This is a genomic window from Arthrobacter sp. Bi83, from assembly GCF_918698095.1.
GTDB lineage: Bacteria > Actinomycetota > Actinomycetes > Actinomycetales > Micrococcaceae > Arthrobacter.
Window position 1 is genome coordinate 1 of the sequence record NZ_CAKKLY010000076.1, and the last position, 15,059, is coordinate 15,059.

13 protein-coding genes and 1 pseudogene are annotated in these 15,059 nt (G+C 65.4%); 7 read left to right on the forward strand and 7 right to left on the reverse strand.

The genetic code is table 11. The features are described from left to right. Positions 1-49 precede the first annotated feature (49 nt). The 6 genes from LQ144_RS21610 to LQ144_RS21635 all read right to left on the reverse strand — a co-directional run bounded on the left by LQ144_RS21610 (position 50) and on the right by LQ144_RS21635 (position 5,249). Complete coding sequence (locus LQ144_RS21610) at positions 50-382, reverse strand: metal-sulfur cluster assembly factor (protein WP_230121304.1); 333 nt, start codon at positions 380-382, stop codon at positions 50-52. Between the two features lie 12 nt (positions 383-394). Further along, positions 395-1,192 carry a Fe-S cluster assembly ATPase SufC gene (sufC, locus tag LQ144_RS21615; RefSeq protein ID WP_230121305.1) on the reverse strand — a complete coding sequence of 266 codons (798 nt, stop codon included), beginning with the start codon at positions 1,190-1,192 and terminating at the stop codon, positions 395-397. A gap of 104 nt (positions 1,193-1,296) precedes the next feature. Continuing rightward, on the reverse strand, positions 1,297-1,656 hold the full coding sequence (locus LQ144_RS21620; protein ID WP_230121306.1) for a non-heme iron oxygenase ferredoxin subunit: 360 nt from the start codon (positions 1,654-1,656) through the stop codon (positions 1,297-1,299). 25 nt (positions 1,657-1,681) lie between these two features. After that, the gene (gene sufD / locus LQ144_RS21625; protein ID WP_230121307.1) at positions 1,682-2,932 is read right to left on the reverse strand and encodes a Fe-S cluster assembly protein SufD; all 1,251 of its coding nucleotides are present in this window, start codon (positions 2,930-2,932) and stop codon (positions 1,682-1,684) included. Next, positions 2,932-4,395: a Fe-S cluster assembly protein SufB gene (sufB, locus tag LQ144_RS21630; RefSeq protein WP_230121308.1), complete on the reverse strand. Its 1,464-nt coding sequence runs from the start codon at positions 4,393-4,395 to the stop codon at positions 2,932-2,934. Before sufB ends, sufD begins: the two co-directional genes overlap by 1 nt. Further along, positions 4,392-5,249, reverse strand: a complete 858-nt coding sequence (locus tag LQ144_RS21635) for a helix-turn-helix domain-containing protein (RefSeq protein WP_230121309.1) — start codon at positions 5,247-5,249, stop codon at positions 4,392-4,394. The genes sufB and LQ144_RS21635 overlap by 4 nt, the downstream gene beginning before the upstream one ends. A 105-nt stretch (positions 5,250-5,354) precedes the next feature. Between LQ144_RS21635 and LQ144_RS21640 the strand changes: the two genes are divergently transcribed. From LQ144_RS21640 to LQ144_RS21650, 3 genes are read left to right on the forward strand one after another with little or no spacing between them, the layout of a single operon-like run. Next, positions 5,355-6,323, forward strand: a complete 969-nt coding sequence (locus tag LQ144_RS21640) for an ABC transporter ATP-binding protein (RefSeq protein ID WP_230121310.1) — start codon at positions 5,355-5,357, stop codon at positions 6,321-6,323. Then, on the forward strand, positions 6,320-7,087 hold the full coding sequence (locus LQ144_RS21645; protein ID WP_230121311.1) for an ABC transporter permease: 768 nt from the start codon (positions 6,320-6,322) through the stop codon (positions 7,085-7,087). Before LQ144_RS21640 ends, LQ144_RS21645 begins: the two co-directional genes overlap by 4 nt. A 7-nt stretch (positions 7,088-7,094) precedes the next feature. Next, positions 7,095-8,039, forward strand: coding sequence for a COX15/CtaA family protein (locus LQ144_RS21650; RefSeq protein ID WP_230121312.1), 945 nt, complete (start codon positions 7,095-7,097; stop codon positions 8,037-8,039). A 334-nt stretch (positions 8,040-8,373) separates the two neighbouring features. On the opposite strand, the gene LQ144_RS21655 is transcribed toward LQ144_RS21650, so the two are convergent. After that, entirely contained in the window at positions 8,374-9,333 is a 960-nt protein-coding gene (locus LQ144_RS21655; protein ID WP_230121313.1) for a heme o synthase, read from the reverse strand. 518 nt (positions 9,334-9,851) lie between these two features. On the opposite strand from LQ144_RS21655, the gene tkt reads away from it, so the two are divergent. The 4 genes and pseudogenes from tkt to LQ144_RS21675 form a co-directional block, all read left to right on the forward strand. Continuing rightward, on the forward strand, positions 9,852-11,969 hold the full coding sequence (gene tkt, locus LQ144_RS21660) for a transketolase (RefSeq protein WP_230121314.1): 2,118 nt from the start codon (positions 9,852-9,854) through the stop codon (positions 11,967-11,969). Between the two features lie 29 nt (positions 11,970-11,998). After that, positions 11,999-13,117 (forward strand): transaldolase, encoded by a 1,119-nt coding sequence (gene tal / locus LQ144_RS21665; RefSeq protein WP_230121315.1) that lies wholly within the window; start codon positions 11,999-12,001, stop codon positions 13,115-13,117. Positions 13,118-13,123: 6 nt separating this feature from the next. Continuing rightward, positions 13,124-14,758 (forward strand): glucose-6-phosphate isomerase, encoded by a 1,635-nt coding sequence (locus tag LQ144_RS21670; RefSeq protein ID WP_230121316.1) that lies wholly within the window; start codon positions 13,124-13,126, stop codon positions 14,756-14,758. A 15-nt stretch (positions 14,759-14,773) separates the two neighbouring features. Beyond that, a pseudogene (locus LQ144_RS21675) lies at positions 14,774-15,059 on the forward strand (glucose-6-phosphate dehydrogenase); the annotation flags it as partial.

Genomic DNA, 15,059 nt, shown 5'->3' on the forward strand with positions numbered 1-15,059 from the left:
ACCTTCGCTGGGAAGGTGGCCGGCCGCCGTCGTACTTTAAGCAGTTTCCTTAGATGTTGAACCCGAGGGCGCGCATCTGGTCCTTGCCGTCATCGGTGATCCGTTCCGGACCCCATGGCGGCATCCATACCCAGTTCAGGCGCCACTCGTCCACGAGGCCGTCCAGCGCCTTGCCGACCTGCTCCTCGAGGACGTCGGTCAGCGGGCAGGCCGCTGTGGTGAGCGTCATGTCGATCAGTAGGGCGCCATCATCCTCCGAGTACTTCAGGCCGTACAGCAGCCCGAGGTCCACGATGTTGACCCCGAGTTCGGGGTCGATGACATCCTTGAGTGCCTCTTCGACATCCTCCAGCCCTGTGCGGGCTGCGTCGATTTCTGTCATGGCGTGTCCTAACTAGGCCTGCGCTGCGGCGGCAGCGGCAGCGATCGTGGCTGCCCCGGCGCCCGTGGCGTAGCGGTCGTAGCCTTCTTCTTCGAGGCGGTCGGCGAGCTCCGGGCCGCCTTCTTCCACAATCTGGCCGTCAACGAAGACGTGGACGAACTCAGGCTTGATGTAGCGCAGGATGCGCGTGTAGTGGGTGATGAGCATGGTGCCCATGTTGCCTTCGGCGTGGGCGCGGTTGACGCCTTCGGAGACGATCTTCAGGGCGTCGACGTCCAGGCCTGAGTCGGTCTCGTCAAGCACGGCGAACTTGGGCTTGAAGAGTTCCAGCTGGAGGATCTCCACGCGCTTCTTTTCGCCGCCGGAGAAGCCTTCGTTGACGTTGCGCTGGGCGAAGTCGGCATCGATGCGCAGCTGCTGCATGGCGGCCTTGACATCCTTGGTCCAGGTTCGGAGCGCAGGTGCCTGGCCGTCGATGGCGGTCTTCGCGGTCCGCAGGAAGTTGGTCATCGTGACGCCGGGAACCTCCACCGGGTACTGCATGGCCAGGAAGAGCCCGGCGCGGGCACGCTCATCGACGCTCATGGCCAGCACGTCTTCGCCGTCAAGCGTGATGGTGCCGCCGGTGACCTTGTAGCGCGGGTGGCCGGCAATGGTGGAGGCGAGAGTGGACTTACCCGAGCCGTTGGGGCCCATGATGGCGTGGGTCTCACCGGTCCGGATGGTCAGGCTGACGCCCTTCAGGATCTCCTTGGTGCCCTGCTCGGTGTCAATGCTGACGTGCAGGTCCTTGATCTCAAGAGTAGACATGTGTCTTGTTCTCCTCTGCACCGTGCCGTTGCGGCTGCGGTGCGGTCTTTGGTCTGGAAGTTGTTAAGTTCTGGTACAGGCCGGGCTCGGAAGCAGGCCCGTGGCTAGCTGAAGTTCGGTGCCTCGGCGCCGTTGAGGACGTTGGTGAAGTCCACGTAGACCTCGTCTCCGACGATCTCCACTGCGAACACGGGTACGGGGTCGTACGCCGGCAGCTGGAGCGGTTCGCCGGTGCGCAGATCGAACTGCGACCCATGGCCCCAGCATTCGATGGCGCAGCCTTCGATCTCGCCCTCCGAGAGGGAGATGTCCGCGTGCGAGCAGGTGTCGCCGATCGCGTGAATCTCTCCCATGGAGTCCTTGACGATCGCGACGGGGTAGTCGTCGATCAGGATCCGCAGGGCCTGCTTGAGCTGGATCTCGTTAGCGTTGCAGACGAGCTCGCCCTTTGGCTGTTCGGTCATCCGTTGTCCTGTACTTTCCGGCTGCTTAGTTTTCGGTCGCGGCGAGTTCACGCTCAACAGCCTCGGTCAGGCGCTCTTCGAGTGCCGCAACCTTGATCTGCTGGATGATCTCATTGAGGAAGCCGCGGACGACGAGACGTCGCGCCACCTCTTCGGGGATTCCGCGTGCCATGAGGTAGAACAGGTGTTCGTCATCAAAGCGCCCAGTGGAGCTCGCGTGTCCGGCACCTTCGATGAGACCGGTTTCGATCTCGAGGTTCGGAACCGAGTCCGCCCGGCAGCCGTCCGTCAGCACGAGGTTCTGGTTCTTCTCGTACGAGTCGGTGCCCAGGGCCTGCTTCTGGATCAGGACGTCGCCCACCCACACGGTGTGCGCGTTCTTGCCCTGCAGGGCGCCCTTGTACAGGACGTTGGACTTGCAGTTGGCCACATTGTGGTCTACGAAGGACCGGTGCTCCAGGTGCTGCCCGGCGTCGGCGAAGTAGAGGCCCAGCAGCTCGGCCTCGGCACCTTCACCCGAGAAGCGAACGTTGGAGTTGAGCCGGACGATGGATCCGCCCAGGGACACGGCGATGTGCTTGTACACAGCGTCCTTGCCCACCTCGGCGTCGTGCTGGCCGAGGTGCTTGGCGTCGTCTTCCCAGAGCTGCACCGAGATCACGGTGAGCTTGGCGCCCTCGCCGACGATGACTTCCAGGTTGCCGTTGTGATCGGCTGCGCCGGTGTGTTCCACGATCACGACGCTGCGTGAGTTGGCACCGGCCTCGATCACGAAGTGTGCGTTCGAGCGGCGGCCGGCACCTGCACCGTGGACCAGGATCCGCAGCGGCTCAGCCGGCTCTGCCTCGGCCGGAATGACCAGGTGCAGGGCCTCGTCAACATTGGCGGAAGCGACGACGGCGGCACGGTCGGCCGGCGTCAGCACGGTTCCGCGCGGGGCGGCTCCGGGAGCCAAAGTGCCGCGGACGTAGCCTTCGGGCGCTTCCACGGTGAACGCGGTTGCGGGCTCGGGATCAAGCTCCGTTGCAGTGTCCGAGAGGAGGTTGGCCAGTCCGCGTACCGGGCTGAAGCGCCACTCTTCCTCGCGGCCGGTGGGCAGCGCGAAGTCAGCGACGTTGAAGCTCGTGAGCCTCTCGGCGCGGGAGGCCATCACGGTGACGCCGTGGTTGTGGCTGTGGTCAACCTTGGCGGAGACCAGCCCCTCGCCTTCCTCGGTGAAACCTGCGATGGAAGGCGCTCCGATGCGGGCCTTTTCAGTAGTAATTTCGGCAGTCATTAACCGACGGATCCTTCCATCTGGAGTTCAATGAGGCGGTTCAGCTCGAGGGCGTATTCCATCGGCAGTTCGCGGGCGATCGGTTCGATGAAGCCGCGCACGATCATGGCCATGGCTTCGTCTTCGCGCATGCCGCGGGACATGAGGTAGAAGAGCTGCTCTTCGGAAACGCGCGAGACAGTTGCCTCGTGACCCAACTGGACGTCATCCTCGCGGATGTCGATGTAGGGGTAGGTGTCCGAACGGCTGATGGTGTCCACCAGCAGGGCGTCGCAGCGCACGGTGTTGGCCGAGTGCTTGGCGCCTTCGCGGATCTGGACCAGGCCGCGGTAGGCAGCGCGCCCGCCGCCGCGGGCCACGGACTTGGAGATGATGGAGCTCTTGGTGTTCGGCGCGATGTGGACCATCTTGGAGCCGGTGTCCTGGTGCTGGCCCTCGCCGGCGAACGCGATGGACAGGGTCTCGCCCTTGGCGTGCTCGCCCGTGAGGTAGACAGCCGGGTACTTCATGGTGACCTTGGAGCCGATGTTGCCATCGATCCACTCCATGGTGGCGCCTTCTTCGCAGATCGCGCGCTTGGTCACGAGGTTGTACACGTTGTTGGACCAGTTCTGGATGGTGGTGTATCGGACGCGGGCGCCCTTCTTAACCACGATTTCCACCACGGCGGAGTGCAGCGAGTCCGACGTGTAGATCGGGGCCGTGCAGCCCTCGATGTAGTGGACGTAGGAGTCCTCGTCCGCGATGATCAGGGTGCGCTCGAACTGGCCCATGTTTTCCGTGTTGATGCGGAAGTACGCCTGCAGCGGAATGTCCACGTGGACGCCCTTGGGCACGTAGACGAAGGAACCGCCGGACCATACGGACGTGTTCAGCGAGGCGAACTTGTTGTCGCCCACCGGGATGATGGTGCCGAAGTACTCCTGGAAGATCTCCGGGTGCTCCCGCAGCGCGGTGTCGGTGTCCAGGAAGATGACGCCCTGCTGTTCCAGGTCCTCGCGGATCTGGTGGTAGACCACCTCGGACTCGTACTGCGCGGCCACGCCGGAAACCAGGCGGCTGCGCTCGGCTTCCGGGATGCCGAGCTTCTCGTACGTGTTGCGGATGTCTTCGGGCAGGTCTTCCCAAGTGGCGGCCTGCTTTTCCGTGGAACGCACGAAGTACTTGATGTTATCGAAGTCGATGCCGGACAGGTCCGCGCCCCAGGTGGGCATGGGCTTGCGGTCGAAGTACTTCAGGCCCTTGAGGCGCAGATCCAGCATCCACTCCGGCTCGCTCTTCTTAGCCGAAATGTCGCGGACGACGTCCTCGTTGAGACCACGCCGGGCGTTGGCCCCGACGTCGTTCTTGTCGGCCCAGCCGTACTCGTAGGTGCCGATGCCGTGCAGCTCGGGATTCTTCTCCAGAATCTCCGAAATCACAGCAGTCTCAGCAACCTTGTTCTCTGATAGTTGGTCCGTCATAGCGGCCTTTCTTGCAGATGGTTGGATACTTCGTGCAGGGTGCCCGGTTCCGCTCCCGGAGCGTGAGCCCCCGTCGCGGCCGGACGGCCTGTGGGTATGTGGGTGGTGCAGACGTGGCCCCCGCGGGCCAGGGTGGACAGGCGCCTGACGTCCACGCCCACCAGCCGCGAAAACATTTCCGTTTCCACGTCGCAGAACACCGGGAACTGCGTGGCGAGCTGCTGGATGGGGCAGTGGCCCTGGCACAGCTGGACGCTGGACAGCGCCGCGGGAAGCGGGGCCTTGGCTTCGATGGAAGCGGTGGAGGCGACGAAGCCGTCCCGGGACAGGGCGGCGGAAAGCGCCTGGGAGCGGGCCGTGATATCGGTTCCGGCCTGGTCCACTTCGGGAGCGTAGCGGCGTTCCATGTCGGCAAAGCGCTCGACGGCGAATTTGCGGACCGCTTCGGTGCCGGCGATCTCCTGGAGCTGCTTGAGCGCCGAGCTGGCGATGTTCAGGTAATCGTCGCCCAGCGTGGACTGGCCCTGGGAGCTCAGGACGTAGCGGCGGGCCGGGCGGCCGGCGCCTGCCCCGGCGCGGGCGGCACGCTTGACCTCGATCACACCGGCGCGGGACAGATGGTCGAGGTGGCGGCGGACGGCGGCCGGGGTGAACCCGAGCAGATCACCGAGTTCGGCCGCGCTGACGGGGCCGTGTTCCAGCACCGCATTGAGGACGCGGTCGCGCGTGCGCTCGTCGGCGTCGGCCGCGGGCGGCAGCGCGCCCTGGGCAGCCGGCTTTCCACCGCGCAGCACGCTGATCCGCGCGCCGGATCCGGCCAGGGGCACGAATGTGGAGTTGGTCATGGAATACACAACACAATCATGTCGTAATTTACTCCGGTCATCCAGTAAGGCTTGGCTGACCTGGGGTTGGCGGTCACTCAGGAAGGGCAGTACTACTTCACGTAGAATGCTGGGGTGCGATCCCCCAAATCCCCCGTTTTGGCCATCAGCGGGCTCATTAAGGACGTTGGTCCGCTACCCACCCTCGATGGCAGGATGCTGAGGGTGGTGAGCGACGTGTCACTCGTCGCCGGACGCGGCGAAGTGACAGCCCTGCTAGGAGCAAACGGCGCCGGCAAGACCACTACGATTGAATGCGCCCAGGGCCTGCAGAAGCGTACCGGCGGTACGATTTCGCTCCTGGGCCAGGATCCCGGCAAAGCCGGCGCTGACTTGCGCTCCCGCGTCGGTGTCATGCTCCAGGAAGGCGGCCTCCCGCCGTCGGCCCGTCCTCTTCCCCTCCTTCGCCACATCGCCGGCATGTACCGGAACCCCAAGCCGATCGGCGAGCTGGTGGAGCGGCTCGGCATTGACTCCTTCAGCCGCACGAATGTCCGCCGGCTCTCGGGCGGGCAGAAGCAGCGGCTGGCTCTCGCAGCGGCCCTCATCGGCAACCCGGAAGTGCTGTTCCTGGACGAACCGAGCGCCGGCCTTGATCCCCAGTCGCGCCAGCTCGTGTTCGGGCTGATCTCGGAGCTCCGGGACAGCGGGATGGGCATCATCCTGACAACCCACCTGATGGACGACGCCCAGCGCCTGGCCGACTATGTGTACATCATCGACGCCGGCAGGAACGTTGCCGAGGGCACCGTCGCCGAGCTCCTGCAGCACCATACTCCGGAGATGACCCACAAGGGCCACATCCGGACGCTGCACTTCGAGGCCCTGCCCGGCCTCGACTTCACGGGCGTGCTCCCTGCAGAGGTGGAGGTCCGGGAAACCCGGGCCGGAAGCTACTCGGCCACCGGCGCGCTCACTCCGGATGACCTTGCGGCCCTAACAGGCTGGTGGGCCCGGCACGGTGTGATGCCCGGGTCGATGAGCATGGAGGCGCGAAGCCTCGAAGATGTTTTCCTCGACATTTCCGGAAGGGACGTCCGATGACGCCACTCACCGACAGCACCCGCAGCAGTGCCGCTCCCCTGCTCCGCCGCATCATCCTGCAGGGCAAATACGAAGCGCTAACGATGCTCCGGAACGGCGAACAGCTGATTCTCGCGATCGTACTGCCGCTGCTGGCCCTCGTGGGGCTCACCGTTACCCCGCTGCTGGACGGCATGGGGGACAGCAGGATCAACGTGGCAGTGCCGGGCATCCTCGCCCTTTGCGCGATGTCCACGGCATTCACCGGACAGGGAATCTCGACCGGATTTGACCGCCGGTACGGAGTGCTGCGCTTCCTGTCCACCACACCGCTGGGCCGTACCGGCCTCATCGCAGGCAAGATTCTCGCCGTGCTTGCCGTGCTCTTCCTGCAGGTCGTTGTGGTCGCCGCCGTCGCCTTCATCCTTGGCTGGCGGCCCGAGGCGTCGGGCTGGCTTCCCGGCCTGGGGCTGCTGGTACTGGGCGCCGCGGCGTTCACGGCTCTGGGGCTGCTGGTTGCGGGCACGGTCCGCCCCGAGGCCACGCTCGCCATCACCAACCTGCTGTGGATCCTCCTGGGCGCCCTCGGTGGCATCGTGATACCCGCGCAGCGGCTGCCTAAACTGGCCCAGGACACCGTGCACCTGCTGCCGTCAGGCTCGCTTGGAGAAGGGCTGCGCGACGCGTTCCTGCACGGCGCGGTCAATGGCAATGCCGTCCTGGTCCTGCTGCTGTGGCTCGTTGTGGCCGGTGCAGCAGCCATCCGTTGGTTCAAGTGGAATTGAGATAACCGTGAGTACGGCTTCGCGCCTCCCCCAGATCGTCAGCCGCATTACGTCACGGCTTCCGGTCACCGTTGATTCAGCAGTCCGCCGCCTGGCTGTGCTGTCCCTGATCGGGCAGACGCTCCTCGTGGTCACCGGCGGCGCCGTCCGGCTCACAGCCTCCGGACTGGGCTGCCCCACCTGGCCTCGCTGTACCAGCGGCTCGCTGGTCAACACGCCGGAAATGGGCATCCACGGCTTCATCGAGTTCGGCAACCGGCTCCTGACCTTCGCCCTGGCCGCCGTCGCCGTCCTGATGCTGGTCTACCTGTGGAACCTTCGCAAGGAAAGGAAGGACCTTTTCCTGCTGGCCCTGGGCCTCCTTGCCAGCATCCCGGCGCAGGCGGTGATCGGCGGAATCACCGTGCTCACCAGGTTGAACCCGTGGGTGGTGGGACTTCACTTCCTCGTCTCCATGGCGCTGGTGGTTTTCGCCACGCTGCTGGTGAACAGGGCCTACGGCCGGACAGGCCGCTTCATGGACCACGCGCTGCCCGCCCTGCCCGGGGTGCTGCGGCCGGTCATGACCGCCGTCGCAGTATTCTCCGCCGTGGCGGTCATGTTGGGAGTCGTGGTCACCGGTGCCGGTCCGCACGCCGGCGACGCCAATGCGCCGCGGAACGATCTCGACTGGGACCTCTTCTCCCACATCCATGCCGTGCCGGCGTACCTAATCACCGCCGGGACGCTGTTTGCCTGCTACCTGGTGCTTCGACGCCACATCTCCGGCCCGTTCCGCGCCGCAGTCCTGATGCTTCTCGGCGTCACCCTGCTGCAGGCACTCATCGGGTTCACGCAGTACTACAACGGCATTCCGGCACTCCTCGTGGGCGCCCACATGCTGGGAGCGGCGCTGCTCATGAGCGCCGCCACGAACGCCGCAGACATCGCCCGCTACAGCCCGGCCAGGTAGGGAAACCCGCAAAGAAGCTCGGCACAAGAGTAGTCCAGCAAGAGGGAAGCACCCCGGTCCGCGTTGTTCGGGGTGCTTCCCTTTGCCCCCGACGCTCTCTCACTTCCTGCGCCCTTCCCGCGGACGCTCTCTCACTTCCTGCGCCCTTCCGTGGACGCGCTCTCTTACATCCTGCCCCCCTTCCCGCCGACGCTCTCTCACATCCTGCGCGCAAAAAGGAACGCTCCCACACATGATGTGAAGGAGCGTTGCCGAATCTGTTGCGACAAGTGAGAGAGCGTCCCGGGGGCCAGAATGGCGCGGGGGTGTTGCCGGGGCGGCCGGTTTTGCCCGGTTAGCCCATGATGGCCGGGCCCACGAACGGGTCGACGGCCAGCGCGATGAACAGGAGCGTGAGGTAGCTGATGGAACCGTGGAAGACCTTCATGGCCCCCTTGTCCGAGAGGTCGCCGCCCTGCGCGCGGTTGTACAAGGCATGGGATTCGTACAGGAACCAGGCCCCGGCCACCACGGCCGTAACGGTGTAGACCCAGCCCGCGCCACCGGCGGGAACCATCAGCAGCGAACACGCCACCATGGCCCAGGCGTAGAGGACAACCTGCACGGAGACCACCCGGGCGCCGGCGATGGCTCCCAGCATGGGGACGTTGGCATTCCGGTAGTCCTCGCCGTAGCGCATGGACAGCGGCCAGTAGTGCGGCGGCGTCCACAGGAAAATCACCATGAACAGCACGACGGCGGGCCACTCAACTGTGTTGGTGACCGCCGACCATGCAATCAGCACCGGGAAACAACCGGCCGCGCCGCCCCAGACAATGTTCTGCGCCGTGCGCCGCTTCAGAATCATCGTGTAGATCACGACGTAGAACACGATGGCGCCCAGCCCCAGCCAGGCCGACAGCGGGTTGGCGCCGAACCAGAGAATGGCGATGGCTGCCGCGCCCAGGAGCCAGGCGAAGATCAGGGCTTCGCGCGGGGTGACTTCGCCGGTGACCAGCGGCCGCTTTTCGGTGCGGTGCATCAGTTTGTCGATGTCGCGGTCGATGTAGCAGTTAAAGGCACCCGCGCTGCCCGCCGCGAACGCGCCGCCCACCAGGGTGGCAAGGATCAGGCCGAGGGACGGAAAGCCACGCTGAGCGTAGATCATCGTGGGAAGCGTGCTGACCAGCAGAAGTTCAATGACCCGTGGTTTGGTGAGAGCGAAGTACGCCTTCGCCTTGCGGGCTAATCCGGCTCTTCCGTGAACCCGGGACGAGGTCAGCGGCGTATCTGTTGTGCTCACGTTGGCAGTCACTCTGTTCTGTCTGGCTGTGTTGTCTGGCTGATCTGCCCGAATCCTGAGTCCGGATTGATCCCTCAACGGCGGTTGACGGGCTAAGAAGTCCGCTGCACGGGCCCTGCCTGTCCGCCGGTGGCCTCCCGATATCATACCGCGGTCGCGCATCAGTCCGTGGCATCACCCCATTACGGCAAATCACTGAAAATGATTCCTTCGAGCCTGCTTCGAGCACATTAACGCAGCCTCACCGCCGAGTCCCGCCAACAGTGATTCACAAAAGAGAAAATGCGTCCATTTAGTGAGATTTCCGCTGCCCGAACTGTGGAATAGAGCTAAGCTGTCTGCAGATCAGCGCGCGGTGGGAGACGGTGAGAAACCGCATTCCCAATCCGTCCAGCGACTGAATGAAGATCAACGTTTCAATGGTGAACGGCTGGTAGACAAAATGCAGCGGGCACCAACCTGTGCCCTCCTGCGACCTGTCCGTACCGCCCGCCGTCAGCACAGAGAGGGGCCCGGTTTTCGTGCCACATTTGGAAGAGCAAGAACTGTCATGGACCAGCTTGGACCAGCGCGCGGTTGACACCGTACGTGTCTTGGCCGCCGACGCCGTCGAGAAGGTAGGCAATGGCCACCCCGGCACCGCAATGAGCCTGGCTCCGGCCGCATACCTTCTCTTTCAGAAGATGATGCGCCACGACCCGAAGAACCCGGACTGGATCGGGCGGGACAGGTTCATCCTGTCTCCCGGCCACACGTCCCTGACGCTGTACATCCAGCTGTTCCTCTCCGGCTACGGCCTGGAACTGAAGGACCTGCGGGCGCTGCGTACTTGGGGTTCGCTGACTCCCGGCCACCCCGAGTACAAGCACACCGCCGGCGTGGAAATCACCACCGGCCCGCTGGGCCAGGGCCTGGCCTCCTCGGTGGGCTTCGCTTACTCCCAGCGCCGCCAACGCGGCCTGTTCGACGCCGACGCTCCCGCCGGCACCAGCCCGTTCGACCACACCATCTGGGTCATCGCTTCCGACGGCGACCTGCAGGAGGGTGTCACCTCCGAGGCTTCGTCCCTCGCCGGCCACCAAGAGCTCGGCAACCTCGTTGTCATCTACGACGAGAACCACATCTCCATTGAAGACGACACCGACATCGCCTTCACCGAAGACGTCCTCAAGCGCTACGAGGCCTACGGCTGGCACGTCCAGCGCGTGGACTGGACCAAGACCGGCGAGTACAAGGAAGACGTCCAGGAGCTGTACTCCGCCCTCGTGGCTGCCAAGGCGGAGACGTCCAAGCCCTCCATCGTTTCGCTGCGCACCATCATCGGCTACCCGGCACCGAAGAAGCAGAACACCGGCAAGATCCACGGTTCCGCCCTGGGTTCCGAGGAAGTTGCGGCCCTGAAGGAAGTCCTCGGGTTCGACCCCGAGAAGTCCTTTGACGTGGACGAGGACGTGCTGGCCCATGCCCGCGCCGTCGTGGACCGCGGCGCCCACGCACGCAAGGAATGGGAAGAGTCCTTCGGCGCCTGGCAGTCCGCCAACCCGGAAGCCGCCGCCCTCCTGGAGCGCGTGGAAGCACGCAAGCTTCCGACCGAACTGGACGCAGCCCTGCCGGTCTTCCCGGCCGGCAAGGACGTTTCCACCCGCGCAGCCTCCGGCAAGGTCCTGAACGCCATCGGACCGGTCATGCCGGAACTGTGGGGCGGCTCCGCCGACCTCGCAGAGTCGAACAACACCACGATCGAAGGCTCGCCGTCGTTCGTTCCCGCGTCCAAGCAGACCGACGCCTGGTCCGGAAACCCGTACGGCCGCGTCCTGCACTTCGGCATCCGCGAGCACGCTGCCGCCTCGATCGTCAACGGCATCGCCCTGCACGGCAAGACCCGGGCGTTCTCCGGAACGTTCCTGATCTTCTCCGACTACCAGCGCCCGGCCATCCGCCTCGGTGCGCTCATGGGCGTGCCGTCCCTGTACGTCTGGACGCACGACTCCATCGGCCTGGGCGAAGACGGCCCCACCCACCAGCCGGTGGAGCAGCTGGCATCCCTCCGTGCCATCCCGGGCCTCGACGTGGTGCGCCCCGGCGATGCCAACGAAGTTTCGGCAGCCTGGAAAGCCATGCTGGAGAACCACGAAAACCCGGCCGGCATCGTCCTCACCCGCCAGAACATCCCCACCTACGAGCGGGGCGAAGGCGAAGCCGAGGGCGACACCTTCGGTTCCATCGCCGGCGTTGCCAAGGGCGGTTACGTCCTGGCCGAAGCCTCCAAGGACGGACAGACCGTTGACGCGCAGGTCATCCTGATCGGCACCGGCTCGGAAGTCCAGCTCGCCGTCCAGGCCCGCGAGGCGCTCCAGGCCGAGGGCATCGCCACCCGCGTGGTCTCCATGCCGTGCGTTGAGTGGTTCAACAAGCAGGACGCCGCTTACCGCACAGCAGTCCTGCCCGCCGCGGTCAAAGCCCGCGTGTCGGTCGAAGCCGGCTTGGCCCTGGGCTGGAAGGAATTCGTCGGCGACGCCGGACGCTCCATCAGCCTCGAGCACTTCGGCGCTTCGGCAGACTACAAGCGACTCTTCCAGGAATTCGGCATCACGGCAGAGGCTGTCGCCGCCGCCGCCAAGGATTCCATCGCCGAACTCCAGTCCTGACAGCACCCCACAGTTTCAAGGAGATTGCAATGACTACCACTCCCACGCAGCAGCTTTCCGACGCCGGCGTTTCCATCTGGCTCGATGACCTCTCCCGCGGCCGCCTCAAGACCGGCACCCTGCAGAAGCTGATTGAAGAGAAGAACGTTGTGGGTGTCACCACGAACCCCAGCATCTTCCACGCCGCCATCACCGCCGGCACCGACTACGACGCCACGATCGCCAAGCAGGCCGCGGCCGGTGCCAGCATTGAAGAGACCATCTTCGAAATCACCACCACGGACGTCGCGGACGCCTGCGACCTGTTCGCGCCGGTTGCCGCGGCGACCAATGGTGTGGACGGACGCGTTTCCATCGAGGTGGACCCCCGCCTCGCCTGGGACACCGCCGGCACGATTGCCGAGGCGAAGCACCTGTACAAGAAGGTCAACAAGGACAACGTCCACATCAAGATCCCGGCCACCCTTGAGGGCCTGGAGGCCATCACGGCCACCCTGGCCGAGGGCATCAGCGTCAACGTGACCCTGATCTTCTCGCTGGAGCGCTACCGCGCCGTCATCAACGCCTTCCAGTCCGGCCTCGAGCAGGCCAAGGACAACGGCCACGACCTGTCCAAGATCCACTCGGTTGCCTCGTTCTTCGTTTCCCGCGTCGACTCGGAAATCGACAAGCGCCTCGACGCCATCGGCACCGACGAGGCCAAGGCCCTCAAGGGCAAGGCCGGCGTGGCCAACGCCCGTCTGGCCTACCAGGTCTACGAGGAGCAGTTCTCCACCGAGCGCTGGGCAGTGCTGGCAGAAGCCGGCGCCCTGCCGCAGCGTCCGCTGTGGGCCTCCACCGGCGTGAAGGACCCGGCCTACCCGGACACCCTGTACGTTACGGAACTCGTGGCCCAGGGTGTCGTGAACACCATGCCGGAGAAGACCCTCGACGCCACGTTCGACCACGGCGTGGTCACCGGCGACACCGTCACCGGCACCTACGCCGAAGCCAACGACACCCTGAACGCCCTGGAGGCCCTCGGTGTCTCCTACAACGGCGTCGTGGCCCTGCTCGAATCCGAAGGCCTGGACAAGTTCGTTGCCAGCTGGAAGGAACTGCTGGCCGACGTTGAGGGCGCCCTCGCCACCGCACGGAAGGCTTCCTAACCCACAATGAACACTCTCAGCTACGACGCCACCGGCGCAGCCCGGAAGGCCCTTGAGCAGCACCTGCCCGCCCTGGTGGAGGACCGCATTGCCACCCGGATCTTCGCGAAGGACCACACCCTGTGGGGTCCCGATGCGGAAGCCGAGTCATCGGTCCGCCTGGGCTGGGTCGAGGCGGCTACCGTCTCGCAGCCCCTCGTGGACGGCATCCTGGAACTCCGCGATGCGTTGAAGGCCGAAGGCGTCACCCGCATCGTCCTTTGCGGAATGGGTGGCTCCTCGCTCGCTCCCGAGGTCATCGCCGGTACCGCCGGCGTCGAGCTGACCGTGCTGGACAGCACCGACCCCGAGCAGGTCGGTGCTGCCCTCGCGGACCGCCTTTCCGAAACCGCCATCGTGGTTTCCTCGAAGTCGGGTTCAACCCTGGAAACGGATTCGCAGCGGCGGATCTTTGAACATGCCTTCACCGAAGCCGGCATTGATGCCAAGAGCCGGATCATCATTGTCACCGATCCTGGATCGCCGCTGGACAAGGCTTCCCGCGAGGCCGGCTACCGGGCCATCTTCAACGCGGATCCCAATGTGGGCGGGCGTTACTCTGCCCTCACCGCGTTCGGGCTGGTTCCGTGCGGTCTGGCAGGGGTGGACATCCAGTCCTTCCTCGACGAGGCCGAGGAAGCGGCAGAAATCCTCAACGAGGACGCCCCGGAGAACATCGGCCTTGCGCTTGGAACGGCGCTTGGCGGTACCAACCCGCTGCGGGACAAGATTGTCATCGTCGAAGACGGCTCCGGAATCGTGGGCTTCGCCGACTGGGCTGAGCAGCTCATCGCGGAATCCACCGGCAAGCTCGGCACCGGCGTCCTGCCGGTGGTCGCCGGCCCCTCCGCCCCGGAGGTCACCTCCGGCGCCGAAGACGTCCTGGTGGTGCGGCTGGTAGGTGCGGATGCCGACGTCGAACTCGGTGAAAACGAAGTTGCCATTGCCGGCGGCCTTGCCACCCAGATGATGGTGTGGGAGTTCGCCACCGCCGTGGCCGGGCGCCTCCTGGGCATCAACCCGTTCGATCAGCCGGACGTGGAAGCCGCCAAGGTGGCTGCCCGCGGCCTGCTGGACGCTCAGCCGGAACCGACGCCGGCCGCCTTCACCGACGGTGCCATCGAGGTGCGCGGCGGGGACTGGCTGGGGAACGCCGCCACGGCGGCGGAGGCGGTCACCGCCCTGCTCGCGAAGCTGGACGCCAACGGTTACCTCAGTGTCCAGGCCTACTTTGACCGCCTTGCGTTTTCGCAGCTTGAGGGCATCCGCGACGAACTGGCGCAGGTCAGCCGCCGTCCGGTCACCTTCGGCTGGGGACCGCGATTCCTGCACTCCACCGGACAGTTCCACAAGGGCGGACCCGCCATCGGCGTTTTCCTGCAGGTGACGGCCGCGTCCGGCCAGGACCTGGCCATCCCCGACCGCCCGTTCACCTTCGGGGAGCTCATTACGGCACAGGCCGCGGGTGACGCCCAAGTCCTGAGCGAACACGGCCGCCCGGTCCTGCGCCTGCACCTCACCGAGCGTGCAGCAGGCGTCGCCCAGCTCCAGGAGATTGTTTCCGCGCTTGCCGGCCAGGCAGCATCCGCCACTGAAAGCTAAGGCACTAAACCAACCATGCCAGATACTTTGAACGGCAAGAGGTCAGCGGGCAGGAGCGGGAACCCTTTGCGGGATCCGCGGGACCGCCGTCTGAACCGGATTGCCGGACCGTCGTCGCTCGTGCTCTTCGGAGTCACGGGTGACCTCGCCCGCAAGAAGCTCATGCCCGCCGTGTATGACCTCGCGAACCGCGGCCTGTTGCCGCCCAGCTTTGCCCTGGTGGGCTTTGCCCGGCGGCAGTGGGACAACGAGGACTTCGCGGCGGAGGTGAAAGACGCGGTCAAAACGTACTCCCGTACGC